The sequence below is a fragment of the Tomitella cavernea genome, assembly GCF_016599145.1.
GTDB classification, from domain to species: Bacteria; Actinomycetota; Actinomycetes; order Mycobacteriales; family Mycobacteriaceae; genus Tomitella; species Tomitella cavernae.
In genome coordinates, this window is record NZ_JAENKO010000034.1 from 1 (window position 1) to 22,194 (window position 22,194).

Here is a 22,194-nt window from a genome sequence, read left to right on the forward strand (position 1 = left end):
CCCGGGCCCCCCCCCCCCCCCCCCCGGGGGGGGGGGGGGGGGGGGGGGGCGGGCCCGGGCCCCCCCCCCCCCCCCCCCCCCCACCCCCCCGCCGACGGCAGACGAAGACCGACCGGAGGGAACCACCCCCTATCCCCCGGGGGGTTGTATGTAATAGCAGCTGAAAGGAGCGCCCCTTGCCCGAGTTCACCCTGACCACCACCGTCGACGCGCCCTACGCGCAGACTGTCCCCGTGGTGCGCGAGGAGCTCGCGAACGTGGGGTTCGGCGTGCTCACCGAGATCGACCTCGCCGCCACCCTCAAGGCCAAGCTCGACGTCGACATCGCCCCCAAGATCATCCTGGGCGCGTGCCGCCCGCCGCTGGCCCACCGGGCGCTCGAGGCCGATCCGCGTGTGGCGGCGCTGCTGCCCTGCAACGTCGTCGTCACCGATACCGGCGGCGGGTCCACCCTCGTCGAGGCGATGGACCCCGACGTGATGCCCGGGTTCACCGGCACGGATGCACTCAAGGACGTCGCCACCGAGGCCCGCGAGCTCCTCGCGCGCATGCTCACCGCAGTATCCGAGCGCTGACATGCAGCTCGACAACGACGAGATCACGCCGGTGATCAGGCGCCTCAAGCGGGCGCAGGGGCACCTGGGCAAGGTGATCGCGATGATGGAATCGGGCGCCGACTGCGAGGACGTGATCACCCAGCTCGCCGCAGTCAACAAGGCCATCAGCCGAGGCGGCTACGCCCTTGTCGCCACGGGCCTGGAGCACTGCCCTGCCACCGGCGTGCCGCCTGCGGAGGGCAAAGAGAAGCTCGAGAAGCTCTTCCTGGCCCTTGCCTGATCCCGGGGTCCCGAAGCTTCGGCGCACCACTCCGAGCGGCCCGGACCGAAGGTCAGCGTCGCCGGATGCCCGCCACGAGTACCGCACCCACGGCCAGCACGCCCGCCGCGGTGAGGAACGCCGAGTCGTACCCTCCTGCCAGCAACGGCGTGACCACCAGCGGCCCCAGGATCTGCCCCACCGCATACCCGGCGGTGAGCACGGCGGCCGCACGCGGCACCCCCATCTCCACGCCCGCCGTCATCGCGAGCATCGCGATCCCCATGAACGTGCCGCCGAACAGCACCGCCGCGACGGCCGCCGCTGCGGTGCCTCCGACCAGCGCCGGCAGCAGCGCCGACACCACCTGCAGCGTGAGCGCCGCGGCCAGCAGGGTCTCGGTGCGGAACCGCCGCCGCGCCGCGGCCCACAGCGCTGTCGACGGCGCCGCCGCCGCGCCCACGAGCACCCACGATGCGGGTCCAGTCCACTCCTGGCCGTCGGCGGAGACGGCCGCCACCAGGAACGTGCCCAGGATGATGTAGCCGAGGCCCTCGAGGAAGTAGCCGCCCGCCAGCAGCCAGGTGTTGCGCGGCGACGGCGTAGGCCGCTCGATGCGCACCGGCTCGTCGCCGCCGCCCGGCGGTTCCGCGGAACCGGGCGGGGCACCCGGTGCCAGCCCCCATGCGCCCACCGCGAACGCGCCCCCCAGCGCCGCGGCCACCAGCCACAACGGCTGCCATCCGATGACGTTCTGCAGCAGGGTCACTGCCAGCCCGGACACGGCGATGCCCACGCCGACGCCCGCGTACCCGAGCCCCGGGAACGGCCGGGAGGCCAGCGCATTCGCCGAATACACGAACACGAACGCGCTCGCGACGCCCGCAACCAGACGCGCCGCCGACCACAGCGGCACGCTCACCGCCGCGATCATCACCGCTTCGCTGGCCACGAGCACGGCCAGCGACCCCCGGAATGCAGTGCGCGACCGCGACCAGCCCGGCCGGGCGATGAGCGCCGCCGCCCCGAGGAAGTAGCCGAGGTAATTGGCGGTGGCCACGAAGGCGGTGGCCGACGAGGACACGTGCGCCTGCTCCTCCATCAGCGGCAGCAGCGGGGTGTAGACGAAGCGGCCGACGCCCATCGCCGCGGCCAGCCCCGCGCACGCCTGCAGCGCGGGGACCGCGGAGCGGTCGAGGCCGGGCGCAGCCCTCACGCGCGCACCGCCGGGCGGGTGGTGCCGCGTTCGGCGAGCGTGACAGGCAGCAGTTCCCGTGGCGCGCCGGCGCCGTCATCACCATCGGACTCCGGCCACGGCGGCCCGCCGCCGATGAGTTCCAGCAGCATGCGCACCGCGGCGGACCCGATCCGCCGCGCCGGCGTGGCGACCGTCGTCAGCGGCACCGGGAGCTGCGCGGCGACGGGGATGTCGTTGTAGCCGACCAGGCCCAGCTCGTCGGGGATCCGCAGCCGCAGGTCACGTGCCACACCGAGCACGCCGAGGGCTATCGCGTCGCTCGCGGCGAAGATCGCGTCGGGCCGATCCCCTCCGTCCAGCAGCCAGTGCGCCGCGGCGACGCCGCCCTCCACGTCGAACCCCGCGTGCAGGATGCGGTCCGGGCCGATCACGAGCCCGTCCTCGGCGACCGCGTCGAGGAAGCCGTCGACCCGGTCGCGCCCCGTCGTGGCGTGTGCGGGTCCGCCGATCACCGCGGGCCGCCGGTACCCGCGCTCGATCAGGTGCCGCCCGGCCAGATATCCGCCGTGCCGGTCGTCGCCGGTGACGGACGGCAGCCCCGCGTCAGCGTGCCGGTTGACCGCGACGATCGGCACCGACGCTCCGAGCGTCGTCACGAAATCCGCTGCGGGACTGTGCAGGCTGCTCAGCAGCAACCCGTCGACCTGCCGCCCGATGAGCAGTTCGATGGCGGTGTGCTGGTCCGCCTGGTCGTCCGGCGGGCTGGACAGCAGCACCGAGTAGCCGGACGCGCGGGCGGCCTCCTCGATGCCGCCGTAGATGGTGGCGACGACGCCGTCTGTGAGCCGCGGCATGACGGCGCCGATCGTGGTGGTACGGCGCGTGCGCAGGCTGGCGGCCCACGGGTTGGGGCGGTAGCCCAGCTCGGCCGCGATCTCGCGCACGCGCTGCGCGGCCGGCGACCAGCCGTCGACGGGCTCGCGCTGGCGCAGCACGCGGGAGACGGTGGAGATGTGGACCCCGGCGCGTTCGGCGATCTCGCGCATCGTCGGCGGCCGCCCGCCGCGCGCGTGCGCGCCGCCCGGGGATGCGCGCCCGTCGGACTCCGTCATCGCCTCGCCTTCCCCTCTCCTCACCCGTGCGCGGTGTTGCGCCGGGCCGAGTATCGCGCACGGGCCGGGTGTTGACTCCGTCACGGCGGTTGATTACAGTCACATCCCATCACGACGCAATCGATTGCGCAATGGTTTGCACACAGCTCTCGGCGTCGTACCGTCACCCGCGACACCGACAGGAGGCCGCCATGGCCGACACCCGCACACTCACCGAACTGTTCGCGCTCGATTCGCTGCTGTCCGCCGACGAGATCGAGATCCGCGACACCGTCCGGGCCTTCGGCGACAAGCGCATCCGGCCCCACATCGCCGAGTGGTTCGAGGACGCGCACATCCCGGCGCGCGAGCTGGCCAAGGAACTCGGCGGCGTCGGGGTGCTGGGCATGCACCTGGACGGCTACGGCTGCGCCGGCATGAGCGCGGTGTCCTACGGCCTGGCGTGCCTGGAGCTCGAGGCGATCGACTCCGGCATCCGGTCGTTGGTCTCCGTGCAGGGCTCGCTCGCCATGTTCGCCATCCACCACTGGGGCAGCGAGGAGCAGAAGAACGAGTGGCTGCCGCGGATGGCGGCCGGCGAGGCGCTCGGCTGCTTCGGGCTCACCGAACCGGACTTCGGCTCCGACCCGGGCGGCATGCGCACCCACGCCAAGCGCGACGGCGCGGGCGACGACGCCGATTGGGTACTCAACGGCGCGAAGATGTGGATCACCAACGGTTCCGTCGCCGACGTCGCCGTGGTCTGGGCCAACACCGAGCTTGAAGACGGCGCCAAGGGGATCCGCGGCTTCGTGGTCCCCACCGACACCCCCGGCTTCTCCGCACCGGAGATCAAGGCCAAGATGTCGCTACGTGCGTCGGTGACCTCCGAGTTGGTGCTGCAGGACGTGCGTCTGCCCGCCTCCGCGATGCTGCCGAAGGCACGCGGGCTCCGCGGCCCGCTGAGCTGCCTCAATGAAGCGCGCTTCGGCATCATCTTCGGCTCCATCGGGGCCGCGCGCGACTGTCTGGAGACGGCGGTGGACTACGCCTCCACCCGCATGGTCTTCGACAAGCCGCTCGCCGCATACCAGCTCACCCAGGCCAAGATCGCCGACATGGCGCTGGAGGTGGGCAAGGGCCACCTCCTGGCCTACCATCTGGGGCGGCTCAAGGACGCCGGCACCGTGGAGCCGGCGCAGGTGAGCCTGGGCAAGTTGAACAACTGCCGCGAGGCCATCGCCGTGGCGCGCGAGTGCCGGACCATCCTGGCCGCCAACGGGATCACGCTGGAGTACCCGGTGATCCGGCACGCCAACAACCTCGAATCGGTCCTCACCTACGAGGGCACCTCCGAGGTCCACCAGCTGACGATCGGCCGCGCGCTCACCGGCGAGGCCGCGTTCCGGTGAGCGGGGACGTTACCGAGGCCGACGGCGCGCTGGGCGGCCTCGTCATCGCCGACTTCGGCCGGGTGCTCGCCGGGCCCTACGCCACGATGCTGCTGGCCGACCTGGGCGCGGAGGTGGTCAAGATCGAGCGCCCGGGCAGCGGCGACGACACCCGCACGTGGGGTCCGCCCTTCGCGCACGGCCAGGCCACCTACTTCCAATCGGTCAACCGCAACAAGGAGTCCCGGGCGCTCGACCTGCGCGACCAGGGCGACCTCGCCGAGGCGCGCAGCCTGACCACGCGCGCCGACGTCGTCGTCGAGAACTTCCTGCCGGGCACGATGGACCGCCTGGGGCTGGGCTACGACGCCGTGTCCGCCGCCAACCCCGGGGTGGTGTACTGCTCGATCACCGGCTTCGGCGGGCACAACGACCTGCCGGGGTACGACCTGCTGGTACAGGCCGTGGGCGGCCTGATGAGCATCACCGGCCCGGACCCCGGGCAGCCGACCAAGGTGGGCGTCGCCCTGGTCGACGTCATCACGGGACTGCATGCGGCGGTGGGAGTCCTGGCAGCCCTGCGGCACCGGGACCGCACCGGCGACGGCCAGCGCGTCGAGGTGAACCTGCTGTCATCGCTGCTTTCGGCGCTGTCGAACCAGGCGTCGGGGTACCTCGGCGCCGGCGTGGTGCCGCAGGCCATGGGCAACCGGCATCCCAGCATCGCACCCTACGAACTTTTCGACACCGCGGACCGAGCACTGGTGCTGGCCGTCGGCAACGACCGGCAGTTCTCTGCTCTGGCACGCGAACTCGGCGATCCCGGCCTGGCGGACGACCCCAGCTACGCGCGCAACGCCGATCGGGTGGCGCATCGTGAAAAGCTCGTCGACACGCTCACCAGGCTGCTGGCCGCCGACACCGCCGACGGCTGGTTCACCCGGCTCACCGCGGCGGGCGTGCCGTGCGGCCCGCTCAACGACCTCGCAGACGCGTTCGCGCTGGCGGAACGGCTGGGCCTGGACCCGGTGGTGGAGGTGGACGACCCGCGCCGCGACGGCCCGGTGCGCCAGGTGGCCAACCCGATCCGGCTCTCCGCCACCCCGCCGCGGTACCGGTGCGCGCCGCCGGAGCTCGGCGAGCCGGTGCCGTGAGTCTGCCACCGCACATCACGTGGGATCGGCACGATCCCGGGTCGGCCCCGTTGCCGCACGGCGGCAGCCGGCGGAAGGCACAATTCCGAGCATGAGTGAGACGCGCACCCCCGCACCCTTCACCGAGATCCGCCAGGTCCCCGTCGGCGAGCACACCTACGACGTGGCACTGGCCGGACCCGAAGACGGCGAACGGGTGCTGCTGCTGCACGGGTTCCCCGAGTCGTACGACGAGTGGCGGGCGGTGGCACCGCCGCTCGCGGCCGCGGGGCTGCGCGTCATCGCACCGGACCAGCGCGGGTACTCCCCCGGCGCGCGCCCTCCCGCGGTGGAGGACTACCGCATCGACCGACTCGTGGCCGACGCCGCGGGGATCCTCGACCACTTCGGGGCCGGCCGGGCGCATGTCGTCGGGCACGACTGGGGCGCCTCCGTGGCGTGGACCCTCGCCGCGCAGCGCCCCGAGCGCGTCGCCACGCTCACCGCGGTGTCGGTCCCGCACCTCGCGGCGTTCCGCAGCGCGCTGAAGAACGACCCGGATCAGCGCCGCAAATCCCAGTACATGCAGGTCTTCCGCGAGGAGGGGCGTGCGGAGGCTGCGCTGCTGGCCGACGGGGCCCGGCGCTTCCGTGCACTGTTCGGCGGGGCGGTTCCGGCCGGGCTCATCGACGCGCACCTGCGTCGCCTCGGCACACGTGAGGGCATCGTCGCCGCGCTGAACTGGTACCGCGCCATGACCCCGGAGATGTCCAAGCTGCCGCCGGTCGACGTGCCCACCACCTACGTCTGGGGCACCGAGGACGTGGCGCTGGGGCGGACGGGCGCGGAGGCCTGCGGGGATCACGTGACCGCCGACTACCTGTTCGTGCCGCTGGATGGCACCGGCCACTGGGTGCCGGAGGAGGCGCCGGCGCGGCTGGCGGCGGAGATCCTCGCGCGGGCCCGGGGGTAATCTGGTGCCCATGGTGGACACCCCCTTCGGGCGGGTCATCACGGCGATGGTGACCCCCATGCACTCGGACGGCTCGATCGATTACGACGGGCTGCAGCGCCTCGCCGTGCACCTGGCGGACCACGGCCACGACGGCCTGCTGGTCAACGGCACCACGGGCGAATCCGCCACCACCACCGACGACGAGGACTACGACTCGGTGCAGGCCGTGGTGGAGGCCGTGGGAGACAGGGTCACGGTGATGGCCGGCTGCGGCACCAACGACACCGAACACTCCACCCGCGCGGCACGCGAGATGGTCGCCCGCGGCGCCGACGCGCTCCTGGTGGTCACCCCCTACTACAACAAGCCGCCGCAGGACTGCATCCTCGAGCACTTCCGGCTGGTCGCCGAGGCCGGGGACGGCACGCCGGTGATGCTCTACGACATCCCCGGCCGCACCGGCACCGCGCTGACCACCGACACCATCCGACGCGCGGCCGAGATCGAGCACGTCCGGGCCGTCAAAGACGCGAAGGGCGATTTCTTCGAGGCCAGCAGGCTCATGGCCGAAACCGATCTGCTCTGGTATTCGGGCGACGACATCGTCAACCTGCCGCACCTCGCCCAGGGCGCCACCGGCATCGTCTCCGTGGTCGGCCACGTCGCCGGGGACCGGTACGCCGAGATGCTCGCGGCGGTCGACCGCGGCGATCTTCCTCGCGCCCAGCGGATCCACCGCCGGCTCATCCCCGCGGTGGACGCGATCATGCACGTCTCCCAGGGCGCCATCCAGGCGAAGGCGGCGATGAAGATGCTCGGCGTTATCGAATCGGACGCCCTGCGCATGCCGCTGCGCTCGGCGCCCGCCGCAGACGTGGAGCGGCTGCGCGCGGGGCTCACCGCGGCCGGCCTGCTGTAGGCGCTCGGCTCCAACCCGGGTTCCACGGCGAAGTAGCGCCTGCGGGGAGCGCTCCGCGTACGGTCGTAACTACGGATGGAATGCACCCTGGTCGCCGACGTTGCGGACCGACCCCGACGACGGCGCACTGGCAGGAAGAGGTGATCGCCAGTGGAACTCAAACGCCTCCGCCCCGTACTCGAGCACCCGGGCCCCATGGCCACGGTCTATCTGGAGAGCCGCCCGCCGGGCGAGGACGCGGGGACCCAGTCGCGGCTGCGGTGGCAGGCCGTGCGTGAGCGTCTCGAAGCCGACGGCGCGACGTCGGCGACCCTCGCGGCCCTGGATACGGTGCTGCGTCAGGACCCCGTCGGCGAGGTGCAGGCCGACGGGCGGGTCCTCGTCGCCGGCGACGACGGTGTCCTGCTCGATGAGCACTGGGACGCCTCGCTCGGCAGCGGCGACGCCGGCTACTGGTCGAGCTCTCCGCAGCTGGACCGTTACCTGCGCGAAGCGCTCACAGCAGTACGGGTGCTCATCGCAGTAGCCGACCAACAAGGTGCCCGCGTTCGCCGTGAGGTGCTCGGCGAGCTGGGTCCCGACGGGTCCGAACCGGCCGAGGAACAACGGTTCTCCGCCACCGACAGCGCAGTGGAAGGCTCCGGCGGTGCACGCGTGCACAAGGCGCGCGAAGGGTATCTCTCCCACAAGCACAACCAGCGCCGAGCCGACGAGGTCGTACACCAGAACGCGTCGGACATCGCGGCGCATTTGGTGCGGACGGCCGACCGATTCCAGCCTGACGTGCTGATCCTCGCCGGCACCGTGCAGGGACGTACCGCCGTCCGCACCGAACTCCCCGAGCACCTGGCGCGGATCAGCGTCGAAGCCGACCGGGGCGGTGTCCAGGACGACGCGGCGGAGGCCGCACTCGCCGCACAGGTCGACGACATCGCTGACGCCGTCCGCAGCCGTCGGCTGGCAACGGATACCGACGCGTTCGAGCTGGCCAGGAGCCAGGGGTTGACGGTGTACGGCCCCGAGCCTGTCGCGGATGCGGCCCGCCAGGGCGCGGTGAGCACGGTGGTGCTGGATAGCGACGCCGCGTCCCGTTCCACGGGCGACGCGCTCGCCGCTGCGTCGGCCTGCGGTGCGGAAGTACGGCTCGCGAATCTGCCGACGGGCGATTACGGAGACGGCAGCCGGGGTATAGCGGCCGTGCTCCGTTTCGCGGTGCCGACCGCGTGACGCGGGCACCGGTCTCCGTGGATGCGGGGCCGGGAAAAACAGGGACCAGCCGTCCGCAGGGCATATCGGTCGGGGACCCGGCCACGGTGCGGCCCCTGCGTGCAGCGCACCGGCGCCGCACGTGAGCGCTCGACCGACGAGGAGGTCCACCTAATGTCACACCACACAGCGAAAGCCGCGTTGCGTTGTTCCGCCGCCGGGCTGCTGGCCGCCGGACTCACAGTCGGCGGAGTTGCGGCCGCGGCCGCGGAGACGACGGCGGACGCGCCGCCGCCCGTGCACCTGGACATCGACGGCAACCTGCAGTTGGCGCCCGGCGTGAACCTGCTGAAGATCGATGCCGAGGGCATGAGATCGGCGGACGGGACGACCACCGGCACCTACACGGCCACGGTCCAGCTGGGATCGAGTTCCACGCCGTTGACGGTGAACGGCCCCGTGACGTGCATCGCCGTGGACGGCGCGGACGCGTCGCTGATCTATCCGATCAGCGGCATCATGGGCACGCAGTTGCCGGGCTCGCTGGAGAACGCACTGGCCGTGCAGGTTTCGGTGCATCAGGGAACCGACGGCGAGGGCGACATGGTCGGCGTCTCGCTGCCGATGCCGACCGGGGTCTTCGACGGGTGCGCACCCGCGGGAACGCCGTTCCCGTTCGAGGGCACCATCGACGCCGGTACCGGATAAACTGACGACGGGACGGAGGAGCACCCCATGCCGGAGAACGTTGCGCGCAAGCTGATCGCCACCCATCTCGAGTCGGGGGAGATGTCCCCGGGCGAGGAGATCGGCATCCGGATCGATCAGACCCTCACCCAGGACGCCACGGGCACCCTGGTCATGCAGGAGCTCGAGGCACTCGGCCTGGACCGCGCGCAGACGGAGGTCAGCGTCCAGTACGTGGACCACAACCTGCTGCAGACCGACCAGAAGAACGCCGAGGACCACGAGTACCTGCGCACGGCCAGCGAGCGGTACGGACTGTGGTTCTCCAAGGCCGGCAACGGCGTCTCGCACCCGACGCACATGCAGCGCTTCGGGATCCCCGGCAAGACGATGGTCGGTTCCGATTCGCACACCCCGGCGGCCGGCTCGCTGGGCATGCTGGCCATCGGCGTGGGCGGACTGGAGGTGGCGCTGGCAATCGCGGGGACTCCCCTCCGCATCCGGATGCCCGAGATCTGGGGAGTGCGCCTGGAAGGCGAGTTGCCGCAGTGGTGCTCAGCCAAGGACGTGATCCTGGAGATGCTGCGGCGCCACGGCGTCAAGGGCGGTGTGGGCCGGATCATCGAATACCACGGCCCCGGTCTCGCGCACCTCACCGCGATGGATCGGCACGTGATCGCCAACATGGGCGCCGAGCTCGGCGCCACCACCACCGTGTTCCCCGCCGATGACGCCGTGCGCACGTTTCTGCGCGGCGAGCAGCGCGAGGACGACTTCGTCGAACTCCTCGCGGACGACGGCGCGGGATACGACGTCGAGGAGTCCATCGACCTGTCGCAGATCGAGCCGCTGATCGCGAAGCCGTCGTCGCCCGGCAACGTCGTCCCGGTCCGCGAGGTGGCCGGCACCGACATCGCTCAGGTCGTCATCGGCTCCAGCGCCAACCCCGGGCTGCGCGACTTCGCCATCGCCGCCGCAATGGTCGAGGGCAGGCAGACCGCGCCGGAGGTGAGCTTCGACGTCAACCCCACCTCGCGGCAGATCCTCTCCGATCTGATGACGATGGGTGCCGCCACGCGGCTCGTCGTCGCCGGTGCGCGCATTCACCAGGCCGGTTGCATGGGGTGCATCGGCATGGGCCAGGCTCCGGCCACCGGACGCAACTCGCTGCGCACGATGCCGCGCAACTTCCCGGGCCGCTCGGGCACCAAGGAGGACTCGGTATGGCTGTGCTCGCCCGAGACCGCCGCCGCGTCGGCGCTCGTCGGCGAGATCATCGATCCGCGGGACTGGGCGGAGAAGGAGGGGCAAGCGTATCCGGAGTTGCGGCTCCCGGAGACGTCCGCGGTGAACACCGCGATGCTGGTGCCGCCGCTGCAGCCCGCCGCAGCGCGGGAGGTCACGCCCGTCAAGGGGCCCAACATCTCCAGCCTGCCGGAGCTCGACCGGCTGCCCGACACGTTGTCGGCCCCCGTCCTGCTCGTCACCGGTGACGACATCTCCACCGACGAGATCTCGCCCGCCGGCGCCCGCGCCTTGCCGTTCCGATCCAACATCCCCAAGCTCGCCGAGTTCAGCTTCACCCAGCTCGACGAGACCTACCCGCAGCGCGCGCTGGAACAGCGCGACTCCGGCGGGGAGCACGTGATCATCGGCGGCGAGAACTACGGGCAGGGATCTTCGCGCGAGCACGCCGCAATCGCACCCCGGTATCTGGGGCTGCGGGTGGTGATCACCAAGTCCTACGCCCGCATCCACTGGCAGAACCTGGCCAACTTCGGGGTGCTGGCGCTGGAGTTCGACGACCCGGCCGACTACGACTCCGTCGCCGCAGGAGACGTGCTGGAATTCGACGGGCTGCGCTCGGCCATCACGGACGGCGACACCGTGACCGTCCGGAACACGACGAAGAACAGCACGTTCACCGCCCGGCACCGGCTTAGCGAACGCCAGGTGGCGGACGTGCTGGCGGGTGGGATCATCCCGCGGCTCGCGGAGGCATGATCCTGACTCCCGGTGGCGACCGGGCCGCGCCGCCCTCGCCGAGCAAGTGCTTTTCGCCGGATCACGGGACGGAATGTGCAGAATCCACTTGGTCGACGGGCGCAGGGCGGGGCGCCGCAGACACGGAGGCAAGCACAGCGCGGGACGCTGCAACCGCAGCGCCGATGCTGTGCGCCACGCCACCGGCTGGCAGGATGGGGACGTGGACGCACTGCTCGAATTCGCCGGGAACTACTGGTGGCTTGTCTTCGTCTTCGGCGGCAGCATCGGTGGAGTCGCCAAGGGCATCAGCGCCGCCAACCAGCGCCGCGCGGAGCGGCGCCAGGAGCGTTTCCGCATCAAGCAGGAGACCAAGGTTGCCGTCGCCCAGGCCAGCGCCCGGCAGCACAAGGACCGCCGCGCGCAGAAGCGCGACATCGCCGGCGCCCTCGACGAGCACCGGCAGACCGATGCGCGTTGGTTCGCCTATGAGACCGACCTGGTCACCCTGCTCGACTATCCGATGATGATCGACCTGCGCGAGCCGCTCACCGTCGAGTTCCACAAGACCAAGCGCCGGGCGGACCTGCTCAGGCCCGACGACCCCGACGCGCTGCTCGACGACCTTGACGCGCAGGCCGAGTACCGCGACGCCGTCCACGCCTACGCGATCGCCTTCGACGTGGCCGAGACGGAGGCGAAGCGCCGCCGCCACGGCGGCTTCGACCCCCGTGAACAGGAGCGGCTCACCCGGGCCCAGCACCTGCTGCGGCTCGCCTTCGACGACGGCGCCACCGCCCAGGAGCGGCAGGCCGCCTACAAGCGGGCCCGTAAGGAACTCGACGGGCTCATCGTCATGCCGCAGATCGGGCTGCAGCGGTTGGAGGCGCAGATCGCGGGCCAGCTGGAACGGGGCATGTCGGAGCCGTGACGATCACCGACGCCGACCTGCGCCTGCTCACCCGCGCCACGGACGATTTCGGCGCGGTGCTCGCGCGCACCGACCTCACCGGCGACGATGCCAGCCGTTGCACGGGATGGACGTTGCGCGACGCCGCCAACCACGTGCTGGGCGGGGCTATCCGCTACGAGCACTACTTCTCCGGCGGCGACGCCGCCGAGGTGGCGTGGAGCAGGACCGCCGATCACGCAGGCGACGACGCAGCGGCGGCGCACCGGCGCCTGTCGGCGGCCCTTGACGACCGCATCGCCGAACACCGCGACAGGGCGATCACACTGCACCACCCGCTCGCCGACATCGACGTGCCGACGTTGCTGGTGTTGCGGGTGCAGGAGCTCGTGCTGCACGGGTGGGACATCGCGTCCGTCGCCGCGCCGTCGGTGACGATCGATCCCGCGCTCGGCGTGTTCCTGCTCGAGCGGGGTGCGTCGGTGCGCACGCTGCTCCGGGACCACGGCGCGCTGGGGCCGGAGCACGATCCGGGCGCCGAGGCCGACCTCACCGCGCGGGTGCTCGCCGCGTGGGGGCGGTGGCCGTAGCGCGCCGCTACCCCAACGGCAGCCCGCGTTCGAGCAGGTCGATGGCCGCCATCACGCGGTCGAGGTCGGTACCGTCGGGCACGCAGCCCGGGTCGTCTTCGCCCATGAGCCGGAAGGCCACCCCGCCGACGGCGGCGATGAACACGCGCAACGCGAAGTCGTCGCTCTCCACGTCCAGGTACTCGGCGAAGAACTCGGCGGCCTCCGCGATGCTCTGTTCCTTCTGCAGCTGGTACGCCTCGCGCAGCGCGGGTTCGGCGTCGATGAGCGCCATGCGCTGCGGGTCGCTCGTCCACTCGTCCGCGGCGTGCACCTGGTACATCTCCCGGATCAGCCTGCGCAGCAGATCGAAGTGGCCGAGGCCGGGCGGGATCCCGGCGAGCGCCGCGTCGATGTCGCCGTCCAGGTCGTGCGAGAGCACCACCTGCTCCTTCGTCTGGAAGTAGCGGAAGAAGGTCGTGTGCGACACCTCGGCCTCGTGGGCGATCTGCTCCACCGTGGTGTTGCCGTATCCCTGCGCGGTGAACAGCCGCATCGCGGCCGCGCGGATCGCCCCGCGCGTGCGGATCTTCTGCTTCTCGCGCAGAGACACCTTCGCGGGTGCGCCCGCCCGGCCCACCGAAGGGGAGGGACGGGCGGGCGCCTGGGATCCGGACATCAACGGGACCCTACCGGCACGGGCTGCCCGCCGTCGCCGTCATCGACACCCTCGCCTGCGGGCACGGCCTCCAGGCCGCGATCCTTGATGGCGCCGCCTTCGATGTCGAAGTTGAGCACCAGCTTGTCCAGCCACTTCGGCAGGCGCCATGCCTTGTCGCCCAGCAGCGAGAGCACTGCGGGCACCACCATCATGCGGATGATGAAGGCGTCGAAGAACACGGCGATGGCAAGGGCGAAGCCGATCATTTTGGCGGTGGTGTCCGGCGAGAGGATGAATGCCGCGAACACGCTGATCATGATGAGCGCAGCGGAGGTGACCACGCGGGCGCCGTGGCGGTAGCCGGCGATGATGGCGTCTTTGGCGTTCATGCCGTGCATGTATTCCTCGCGCATGCGGGTCACCAGGAACACCTGGTAGTCCATGGCGAGGCCGAACACGAGCCCGATGAGCATGATCGGCAGGAACGACAGGATCGGCTGCGTGTGGCTGATGATCCCCAGCCACCCCTCCTGGAACACGGCCACCGTCACGCCGAAGGCGCCGAGCACCGAGAAGATGAACCCGACGGTGCCGATCAGGGGCACCCACAGCGAGCGGAAGACGCCGATCATGATGAGGAACGCGAGCCCCACGACCACGACCAGATACGGGATCAGCGCGGTGTCGAGCTTGGCGGACAGGTCGGACATGATCGCCGTCTGGCCGCCCACGTGCAGCTCGGCGCCCTGCGCCTCGATGTCGGGGGCGATGTCGCGGATGTTCTCCATCAGGTCGTGCGTCTGCTGCGAGGCCGGCGCGCTTTCCGGGGTGATCATGATCAGCGCGGAGTCGGCGCCCACGTTGGGGTTCGCCGGATCCGCCGTGCCATTGCCCACCCAGGTAAGCGCCTGGGGGTTGGCCACGTCGTCGAGAGTGGCGATCGTGCTCACCGCTGCGTCGGCGGCGCCCGCCACGTTTCCGTCGTCACTGTGCAGCACCGCGAACAGCGGGCCGTTGACGCCCTCGCCGAAGCCCTCGGACATCAGATCCAGCGCGGCCACCTCGTCGTCGCTCTCCATCGACAGCCCCAGTTCCAGCTTGGACATGGGGATCGCGGCGAGCGCCAGCAGCACCAGTCCGCCGATGATGACGGGGACGGGCCGACGCACCATCGCGCGGCCGAAGCGCTCGCCGTTGGTCTCGCCGCCCGCGCTCGGATCGGCGTGCTTGATCCACGGGATCCGCGGCAGGAATGCGACACGGCCGAACGCACCGAGCAGGGCGGGGATGAACGTGATCGCGGCGAGTACGGCGACGGCCACGGCCAGGCCCGCGCCGGCGCCCATCTGGGTGATCATCGGGATGCCGACGACACTGAGCGCGACGACGGCGATGATGACGGTGAGGCCGGCGAAGATGACCGCGCTACCGGCGGTGCCCACCGCCCGGCCGGCGGCGTCCTCCTTGGCGCCGCCGCGCTGCAGCTCACTGCGGTATCTGGAGACGATGAACAGCGCGTAGTCGATCGATACCGCGATGCCGAGCATCGTGATGATGGCGGTGGCCGACTCGTTGATGGACAGGAACTCCGCGCCCAGCGTGAAGAGCATGATCGTGAGCCCCACACCCAACAGGCCCGTGACGAGCGGGATGAACGCCGCGATCAGCGCCCCGAAGGCCACGATCATCACGACGAAGGCCACCGCGAAGCCGATCAGCTCGGCCGATCCTCCCGGCGACATCACCTGCATGAGCGCGCCGGTCGCCTCCACCTGCAGCCCGCCGCCGCGGTTCTCGTCGAGGATGTCGGTGAGCTCGGTCTTGTCGTCGACGGTCAGGTCCATCATGTTGATGTCCTGGTCCACCTGGATGAGCCCCACGCGCCCGTCGTCGCCGAGCACGCTCGGCGCCAGCTCCGGCTGGGCCTCTGCGACGGCGACCGGGTTCGCGATGGACGCCGGATCGGAGACCTCCGGCAGCCCCTTGAGGTCCGCCACCAGCGCGTCGATCTGCTCGGTGTGGTGGGACAGTCCGTCGTCCGCCTGGATGAGCACGGAGGTGGACGCGTTCTCCTGCTTGGTCATCACCTGCGGGAAGTAGTCCTGCATCTGCTCGGTGGCGATGCCCGCGTCGGTGCCCGGAAGCGAGAAGTCCTTGGCGAACTTGGGCGAGAACGCCTGCACCATCGAGGCCACGGCGATCAGGGCCGCCAGCCACGCCGCGATGATCCACCACTTGTGCCGGAAACAGAATTTTCCGACGCGGAACAGTATCGATGCCATGCGGGCGGCCTCTCCGTACTGCACCGTCCGCGCGTGGCGCGGCGGTGACGACTGCTGCGGGTTCGTGTTAGTTGGTACCACTTGTTAGTGAGTCCAGCCATGGATGCCACGGCGCGACCAGGCCGGACGCGGGCAGCGCGTGCGCAAGGTCACCCCGGACCGTGTGCACGAAGACCGCGACCGATGCTGGACGTGCTGGCGTATACGGAGCACTGTGACGCACTTCGGCGCCCGGGCACATCGGTCGGGAGCCTGATTCCGCGCCACCGAAAGTATGAGATTGCTCAGGGTGCTGTAGGGGATACCCCTGGGGCCGGAGCCACCGCCCGGGACTCGCTCGTCGATACGGCCGCGACGCTTCGGCCAGCCGGGTAGCGTATGGCACAGCGCAAGCCCGTGGACGGAGCGGACTGCGGAGCGCGTGGACTACGAGCCGGGAGGTGCACCGTGTCAGGACGCCGATCGTCAGGCGGGTGGCCCGTATGGCGCCAGTTCTCCGGGGGCGACATCCTCGGCCGCGGGGCCGCCGCGCAGTCCCGCCGCAGCCTCGAGATCACGCCGCGCACCGCGTCCGCGGACAAGGTGGTCAAGAGCATCTGCCCGTACTGCGCCGTCGGCTGCGGGCAGAACGTCTACGTCAAGGACGGGCGGGTCACCCAGATCGAGGGAGATCCGGACAGCCCCGTCTCCCGCGGGCGGCTGTGCCCCAAGGGTTCGGCCTCCAAGCAGCTCGTCACCAACCCCGGCCGGCCGGAGACGGTGCTCTACCGCAAGCCGCACGCCGCCGAGTGGGAACCGATCGGCCTCGACGAGGCCATGGAGATGGTCGCGGACCGCGTGCTGGACGCGCGAGACCGGTTCTGGCAGTGGGAGACCGACGACGGCACCCGCGTGCGCCGCACGTCCGGCTTCGCGTCGCTCGGCGGCGCCACCCTGGACAATGAAGAGAACTACCTGATGAAAAAGCTTTACACGGCGCTGGGCGCGCTGGAGGTGGAGAACCAGGCGCGCATTTGACACTCCTCCACCGTTCCCGGTCTGGGAACCTCGTTCGGACGTGGTGGCGCCACAAGCTACCTGCAGGACCTCGCCAACGCGGACTGCATCATCATCCAGGGCTCCAACATGGCCGAGTGCCATCCGGTGGGCTTCCAGTGGGTGATGGAGGCCAAGCGCAAGGGCGCGAAGATCATCCACGTCGACCCGCGCTTCACCCGCACCTCGGCGGTGGCCGATGAGCACGTGCCCGTGCGTGCAGGCGCCGACATCGTCTTCCTTGGTGGGCTCATCCACTATGTGATCGAGAACGACGCCTGGTTCCACGAGTACGTCGCCGCCTACACCAACGCGGCCAAGATCGTCTCGGCCGACTTCCGCGACACCGAGGACCTGGCCGGGTTCTTCTCGGGCTTCGACGAGGACGGCCGCGCCTACGACCCCGAGACCTGGCAGTACACCGGCGACACCGACCCCACGATGCAGGATCCACGCTGCGTGTTCCAGATCCTCAAGCGGCACTTCGCCCGCTACACGCCCGCGCTCATCGAGGAGGCCTGCGGCGTGCCGCCCGCGCAGTTCGCGCAGGTGGCGCGGGCGCTCACCGAGAACTCGGGCCGCGAGCGCACCACCGCGTTCTGTTACGCCGTCGGCTGGACCCAGCACACCGTGGGCGTCCAGTACATCCGCACCGCGGCGATCTTGCAGCTGCTGCTGGGCAACATCGGCCGGCCCGGCGGGGGGATCATGGCGCTGCGCGGGCACGCCAGCATCCAGGGCTCCACCGACATCCCCACCCTGTACGACCTGCTCCCCGGCTACCTGGCCATGCCCGACGCGCACGCCCACCCCGACCTCGTCGCCTACGTCGCCGCCGGCGAACGCCCCGCCGGGTTCTGGGGCCACCACCGCGAATACACGGTGAGCCTGCTCAAGGCGTGGTTCGGCGACGCGGCCACCGCCGAAAACGACTACTGCTACGACCACCTGCCCCGGCTGACCGGCAAGCACGACTCCACCACCACGGTGGAACGCCAGATCAACGAGGGCGGCGGCGGGTACTTCCTCGTCGGCGAGAACCCCGCGGTGGGCACCGCCAACGGGCGGATGCAGCGCGCGGGCCTGGCCAACCTGGACTGGCTGGTGGTGCGGGACCTCTCGCTCATCGAGTCGGCGACCTTCTGGAAGGACGGCCCGGAGATCGATACGGGCGAGATGCGCACCGAGGACATCGGCACCGAGGTGTTCTTCTTCCCCGCCGCAAACCACGTGGAGAAGCAGGGCAGCTTCACCAACACCCAGCGCATGGTGCAATGGCACCGCCAGGCCGTGGAGCCGCCGGGCGACGCGCGCAGCGAACTGTGGTTCTACTACCACCTGGGCCGCATCCTCAAGGCGCGCGTGGCCGGCTCCGCCGACGAGCGCGACCGTCCGCTGCAGGACCTCACGTGGGACTACCGCATCGAGCCGGGCACCGACGAGCCCGACGCCGTCTCGGTGCTCGAGGAAATCAACGGCACCGGCCCGGACGGCGCGCCGCTGACCAGCTACACCCAGCTCGCCGACGACGGCTCGACCCGCTGCGGCTGCTGGATCTACTGCGGCATCGGGGCCGACGGTGTCAACCAATCCGACCGGAGGCCCGCCCGCGCCGAGCAGAACGCCATCTCCTCCGACTGGGCCTGGGCGTGGCCGGCCAACCGCCGCAAGCTCTACAACCGCGCCTCCGCCGACCCCGACGGCAACCCCTGGAGCGAGCGCAAGAAGTACGTCTGGTGGGACGCGACCGCCACCACCGAAGGGGCAGATGCGAAGGGACGTTGGGTGGGAGACGACGTGCCCGACTTCGAAGCGCACAAGCCGCCCTCCTACCGGCCGCCGGGCGGTGCACGCGCGGAGGACGCGATCGCCGGCGACCAGCCGTTCATCATGCAGTCCGACGGCCTGGGCTGGCTGTTCGCACCCGCGGGCACCAACGACGGACCGCTGCCCACCCACTACGAACCGCCCGAGTCGCCGCTGCGCAACCCGCTGTACCCGCAGCAGTCCAACCCGGCACGCAAGATGCACCCCGGTCGCTACAACCGCTACAACCCGGCGCACGGCGCGGCCGGCAGCGCGGTGTTCCCGTACGTGTTCACCACCTACCGGCTCACCGAGCACCACACCGCGGGCGCGATGAGCCGGACGCTGCCGTACCTGTCGGAGCTGCAGCCGGAGTTCTTCTGCGAGATCAGCCCCGAGCTGGCCCGGGAACGCGGGCTGGTCAACGGCGGCTGGGCCACCATCGTCACCGCCCGCACCGCCGTGGAGGCGCGTGTGCTGGTGACCCCACGAATGAAGCCGCTGCGGGTCGGCGGGCAGGTGCTGCACCAGGTGGGGCTGCCGTACCACTGGGGGCCCAACGGGATCAGCACCGGCGACGCGGCCAACGACCTGCTGCCGCAGACGCTGGACCCCAACGTCTCGATCCCGGCCACCAAGTCGACCAGCTGCGACGTGCAGCCGGGCAGGCGCCCACGAGGCCCCGCCCTGCTGGAATATGTCGAGGAGTACCGGCGCCGCGCGGGCGTGACGCCGGAGACCGGAACGGAGGTGTGACGGCCGTGACCGACCCATCCGCCGACGAGGGCGGGTTCCTGTCGAGCCTGGGGCGCTCGTTCTTCAGCCCCGGGCGCGGCGCGGACCCCGGGGAACGCTTCGACCCGGCCCGCGATGCCGGTTACCCCGATCCGCCGCCGCGCAAGGGCTTCTTCACCGACACATCGGTGTGCATCGGATGCAAGGCGTGCGAGGTGGCCTGCAAGGAGTGGAACGCGGTGCCCGAGGACGGGATCGCGCTCACCGGCATGTCCTACGACAACACCGGCGGACTCGGTGGTTCCACCTGGCGGCACGTCGCCTTCATCGAGCAGCAACTGCCGGCCGCCGGGCAGGGCGGCGCGCTGCCCGACACCGTCGACCTCGGCCTGCCCACCGCCACCCTCCCCGGCGCCGACCCGGAACACCGCGAGCACGCGGACTTCCGCTGGCTCATGGAATCCGACGTGTGCAAACACTGCACGCACGCCGCCTGCCTGGACGTGTGCCCCACCGGCGCGCTGTTCCGCACCGAGTTCGGCACCGTCGTGGTGCAGGACGACATCTGCAACGGCTGCGGTTACTGCGTCCCGGCATGCCCCTACGGGGTGATCGACCGCCGCGACGGCCCCGCCGGCGACCCCGCGGTGGGTCTGGCGCAGAAATGCACGCTCTGCTACGACCGGCTCTCGGACGGCATGGAGCCCGCGTGCGCGAAGGCCTGTCCCACCGAGTCGATCCAGTTCGGCGACCTCGACGAGCTCCGCGAACGCGCACAGGGCCGGCTGGACATGCTCGTCGAATCCGGCGAGACCACCGCGCAGCTCTACGGGCACGATCCGGGCGATGGGGTCGGCGGCACCGGCGCGTTCTTCCTCCTGCTCGACGAGCCCGAGGTCTACGGCCTGCCGCCCGATCCGGTGGTCACCACCAAGGACCTGCCGGACATGTGGCGGCAAGCGGTACTGGCTGCCGCCACCCTGCTCGGCGGGGCGGCGGCGGCCTTCATCGGCGCCGGAGGGGGACGACGGTGACCGAACAGAATGTGCGACGGCGGGGCGGCGGCAAGCGTAAGCGGCAGCGCGGCCGCGGCGAGCAGGCCATGGTGCCCGACGCCGAGTTCACCTCCTACTACGGGCGTCCCGTCGTAAAGGCCTCGCCGTGGCAGGCGGACATTCCGGCGTACCTGTTCCTCGGCGGCCTCGCGGGCGGGTCCTCGCTGCTCGCGGCCGGCGCCGACCTGGCGGGGCTGCCGCGCCAGCGCCGGTCCGCGCGCCTCGTCGCCTCCGGCGCCATCGCGGGCAGCCTGTTCGCCCTCATCCACGACCTCGGCCGGCCGGCACGGTTCCACCACATGCTGCGGGTGGCCAAGGTGACGTCGCCGATGAGCGTAGGCACTTGGATCCTGTCCGCCTACGGCCCCTTCAACGCGCTGGCCACGGGCGGAGAGCTGCTCGGGCTCATGCCTGATCCGGTGCGCCGCAGCAGGCCCGGGCGGATGCTCGGGGTCGCGGGCCGTCCCGGCGGGATCGTCGCCGCCCTCATCGCGCCCGCCGTCGCCTCCTACACCGCCGTACTGCTCACCGATACCGCGACTCCCAGCTGGCACGCGGCCAAACGGGAGCTGCCGTTCGTGTTCGTCGGCTCCGCGGCGGCCGCCTCCGGCGGAATGGGGCTCGTGGCAGGCCCGCTCGACGAGTCCGGACCGGCGCGGAACATGGCCGTCGGCGGGGCGGTACTGGAGCTCGGTGCCTCGCGGATCATGCAGCACAGCATGGGTATCGCGGCTGAGCCGTTGCGTCAGGGCACGGCCGGCACGCTGCACACGGCCGCCACCGCGCTGACCGCCACCGGTGCTTTGGGGGCCGTGGCGGTGCGGAGAAGCCGGATCGCCAGTGCCCTGTCGGGGCTGGCGCTCACCGCCGGCTCCGCCTGCACGCGGTTCGCGATGTTCCACGCCGGGCAGGCCTCCGCGCACGATCCCCGCTACACCGTGGTGCCGCAGCGCGAACGGCGTGACCGGGAATCGTCCCCCACCTGACCGGTGTACGCATGCCTACGGTCTCGGCCCTGAAAGCGTAGGTACACACTCACTGGTCCCGCATCGGGTTCACACCACTTCGTGCCCGTCGTCGCCCACCCTGCGGGTCAGCCCTCGCCGCGCCAGGAGTTCGAGCAGCGGCATCATCACCCGCCGCGACGTCCCCAGGCGGGCACGCGCCTGGCTGGGGGTGAAGGGGGCGGGGAGCTCGCGCAGGGCCGACGCGGCCTTCTCCGGGGCGCCGGGCGTCAGCCACACCCCCGGTCCCACCTCGGCCAGCAGCCCCTCCCGGGCGCACGCGGCCAGTTGCCGCCGGCCGAGGCCGAGATCGTCGAGCTCCCCGGCCGTGGGTGCCACGAACGGATTCCGGTGCAGGCGCCCACGCAGCTCATCCGCCGCAGCCCGCACCGCCTCTGGCAGGCCTCCGGCGGCGCCGGCCAAAGTGATGCGCCCGGCCGTGCTCCGCAGCGCCGACGCCGCCGGCCGCGCGAGCACCGCGTCCACCAGGTGCGCGTCGGGGAGGGCCAAGGCGTGGCGGGCCGCCTCCGCGGGAACGCCGGGTTCGAGTGGGTCGCGCCGGTCCTCCTCGTGCACGAACGTCACCAGCCGCGCCGCCAGCGCGTCGGCCACGGCGTCGTCGATCAGCCAGCCGCCACGCCCCGCGCCCTCGGACACCGGCACGCCCCACGCGCGCAGGTCGTCCGCCCGCGCCCAGCCGCGGCGCCGCAGTTCGGATCCGGCATCCGGTCCGTCCGGCAGGCCCGCCAGCGTCTCGG

General features: G+C 71.3%; 19 protein-coding genes. 14 read left to right on the forward strand and 5 right to left on the reverse strand.

From position 1 onward, the window contains the following. Positions 1–176: 176 nt before the first annotated feature. Together JJ683_RS12415 and JJ683_RS12420 are read left to right on the forward strand one after the other, a co-directional pair. The gene (locus JJ683_RS12415; RefSeq protein ID WP_200174525.1) at positions 177–575 is read left to right on the forward strand and encodes a DUF302 domain-containing protein; all 399 of its coding nucleotides are present in this window, start codon (positions 177–179) and stop codon (positions 573–575) included. A gap of 1 nt (position 576) precedes the next feature. Further along, positions 577–837 carry a metal-sensitive transcriptional regulator gene (locus JJ683_RS12420; protein ID WP_200174527.1) on the forward strand — a complete coding sequence of 87 codons (261 nt, stop codon included), beginning with the start codon at positions 577–579 and terminating at the stop codon, positions 835–837. A 52-nt stretch (positions 838–889) separates the two neighbouring features. Here JJ683_RS12420 and JJ683_RS12425 read toward each other — a convergent pair whose 3' ends face one another. Both JJ683_RS12425 and JJ683_RS12430 read right to left on the reverse strand, forming a co-directional pair. Next, positions 890–2,032, reverse strand: a complete 1,143-nt coding sequence (locus JJ683_RS12425; protein WP_307810896.1) for a YbfB/YjiJ family MFS transporter — start codon at positions 2,030–2,032, stop codon at positions 890–892. Next, positions 2,029–3,126: a LacI family DNA-binding transcriptional regulator gene (locus JJ683_RS12430; RefSeq protein ID WP_200174529.1), complete on the reverse strand. Its 1,098-nt coding sequence runs from the start codon at positions 3,124–3,126 to the stop codon at positions 2,029–2,031. The genes JJ683_RS12425 and JJ683_RS12430 overlap by 4 nt, the downstream gene beginning before the upstream one ends. Positions 3,127–3,317: 191 nt before the next feature. On the opposite strand from JJ683_RS12430, the gene JJ683_RS12435 reads away from it, so the two are divergent. The 9 genes from JJ683_RS12435 (at position 3,318) to JJ683_RS12475 (ending at position 12,879) form a co-directional block, all read left to right on the forward strand. Continuing rightward, complete coding sequence (locus JJ683_RS12435) at positions 3,318–4,517, forward strand: acyl-CoA dehydrogenase family protein (protein ID WP_200174531.1); 1,200 nt, start codon at positions 3,318–3,320, stop codon at positions 4,515–4,517. After that, a complete protein-coding gene (locus JJ683_RS12440; RefSeq protein ID WP_200174533.1) occupies positions 4,514–5,650 on the forward strand; it encodes a CaiB/BaiF CoA transferase family protein in 1,137 nt (378 codons plus the stop codon). The genes JJ683_RS12435 and JJ683_RS12440 overlap by 4 nt, the downstream gene beginning before the upstream one ends. Positions 5,651–5,741: 91 nt before the next feature. Continuing rightward, entirely contained in the window at positions 5,742–6,602 is an 861-nt protein-coding gene (locus JJ683_RS12445; RefSeq protein ID WP_200174535.1) for an alpha/beta fold hydrolase, read from the forward strand. A gap of 10 nt (positions 6,603–6,612) precedes the next feature. Continuing rightward, complete coding sequence (gene dapA / locus JJ683_RS12450) at positions 6,613–7,503, forward strand: 4-hydroxy-tetrahydrodipicolinate synthase (protein WP_200174537.1); 891 nt, start codon at positions 6,613–6,615, stop codon at positions 7,501–7,503. Positions 7,504–7,653: 150 nt separating this feature from the next. Then, a complete protein-coding gene (locus JJ683_RS12455; protein ID WP_200174539.1) occupies positions 7,654–8,730 on the forward strand; it encodes a baeRF2 domain-containing protein in 1,077 nt (358 codons plus the stop codon). 153 nt (positions 8,731–8,883) lie between these two features. Next, a complete protein-coding gene (locus JJ683_RS12460) occupies positions 8,884–9,417 on the forward strand; it encodes a hypothetical protein (protein WP_200174540.1) in 534 nt (177 codons plus the stop codon). 27 nt (positions 9,418–9,444) lie between these two features. Next, on the forward strand, positions 9,445–11,400 hold the full coding sequence (locus tag JJ683_RS12465) for an aconitate hydratase (RefSeq protein ID WP_200174541.1): 1,956 nt from the start codon (positions 9,445–9,447) through the stop codon (positions 11,398–11,400). 202 nt (positions 11,401–11,602) lie between these two features. Continuing rightward, complete coding sequence (locus JJ683_RS12470; RefSeq protein ID WP_200174542.1) at positions 11,603–12,310, forward strand: hypothetical protein; 708 nt, start codon at positions 11,603–11,605, stop codon at positions 12,308–12,310. Further along, positions 12,307–12,879, forward strand: coding sequence for a maleylpyruvate isomerase N-terminal domain-containing protein (locus tag JJ683_RS12475; protein WP_200174543.1), 573 nt, complete (start codon positions 12,307–12,309; stop codon positions 12,877–12,879). Before JJ683_RS12470 ends, JJ683_RS12475 begins: the two co-directional genes overlap by 4 nt. A gap of 7 nt (positions 12,880–12,886) precedes the next feature. Here JJ683_RS12475 and JJ683_RS12480 read toward each other — a convergent pair whose 3' ends face one another. Together JJ683_RS12480 and JJ683_RS12485 are read right to left on the reverse strand one after the other, a co-directional pair. Further along, on the reverse strand, positions 12,887–13,537 hold the full coding sequence (locus JJ683_RS12480; protein WP_200174544.1) for a TetR family transcriptional regulator: 651 nt from the start codon (positions 13,535–13,537) through the stop codon (positions 12,887–12,889). After that, on the reverse strand, positions 13,537–15,801 hold the full coding sequence (locus tag JJ683_RS12485) for an MMPL family transporter (RefSeq protein WP_200174545.1): 2,265 nt from the start codon (positions 15,799–15,801) through the stop codon (positions 13,537–13,539). Before JJ683_RS12485 ends, JJ683_RS12480 begins: the two co-directional genes overlap by 1 nt. 447 nt (positions 15,802–16,248) lie before the next feature. Between JJ683_RS12485 and fdnG the strand changes: the two genes are divergently transcribed. The 3 genes from fdnG to nrfD all read left to right on the forward strand — a co-directional run bounded on the left by fdnG (position 16,249) and on the right by nrfD (position 21,418). Continuing rightward, positions 16,249–19,398, forward strand: coding sequence for a formate dehydrogenase-N subunit alpha (fdnG, locus tag JJ683_RS12495; RefSeq protein WP_307810898.1), 3,150 nt, complete (start codon positions 16,249–16,251; stop codon positions 19,396–19,398). A 47-nt stretch (positions 19,399–19,445) separates the two neighbouring features. Further along, positions 19,446–20,411, forward strand: coding sequence for a 4Fe-4S dicluster domain-containing protein (locus tag JJ683_RS12500; RefSeq protein WP_200174555.1), 966 nt, complete (start codon positions 19,446–19,448; stop codon positions 20,409–20,411). 68 nt (positions 20,412–20,479) lie between these two features. Next, a complete protein-coding gene (gene nrfD, locus JJ683_RS12505; protein ID WP_200174557.1) occupies positions 20,480–21,418 on the forward strand; it encodes an NrfD/PsrC family molybdoenzyme membrane anchor subunit in 939 nt (312 codons plus the stop codon). A gap of 69 nt (positions 21,419–21,487) precedes the next feature. Here the strand turns inward: nrfD and JJ683_RS12510 are convergent. Continuing rightward, the coding region (locus tag JJ683_RS12510) for a SelB domain-containing protein (RefSeq protein WP_200174548.1) at positions 21,488–22,194 on the reverse strand (707 nt) is incomplete at its 5' end.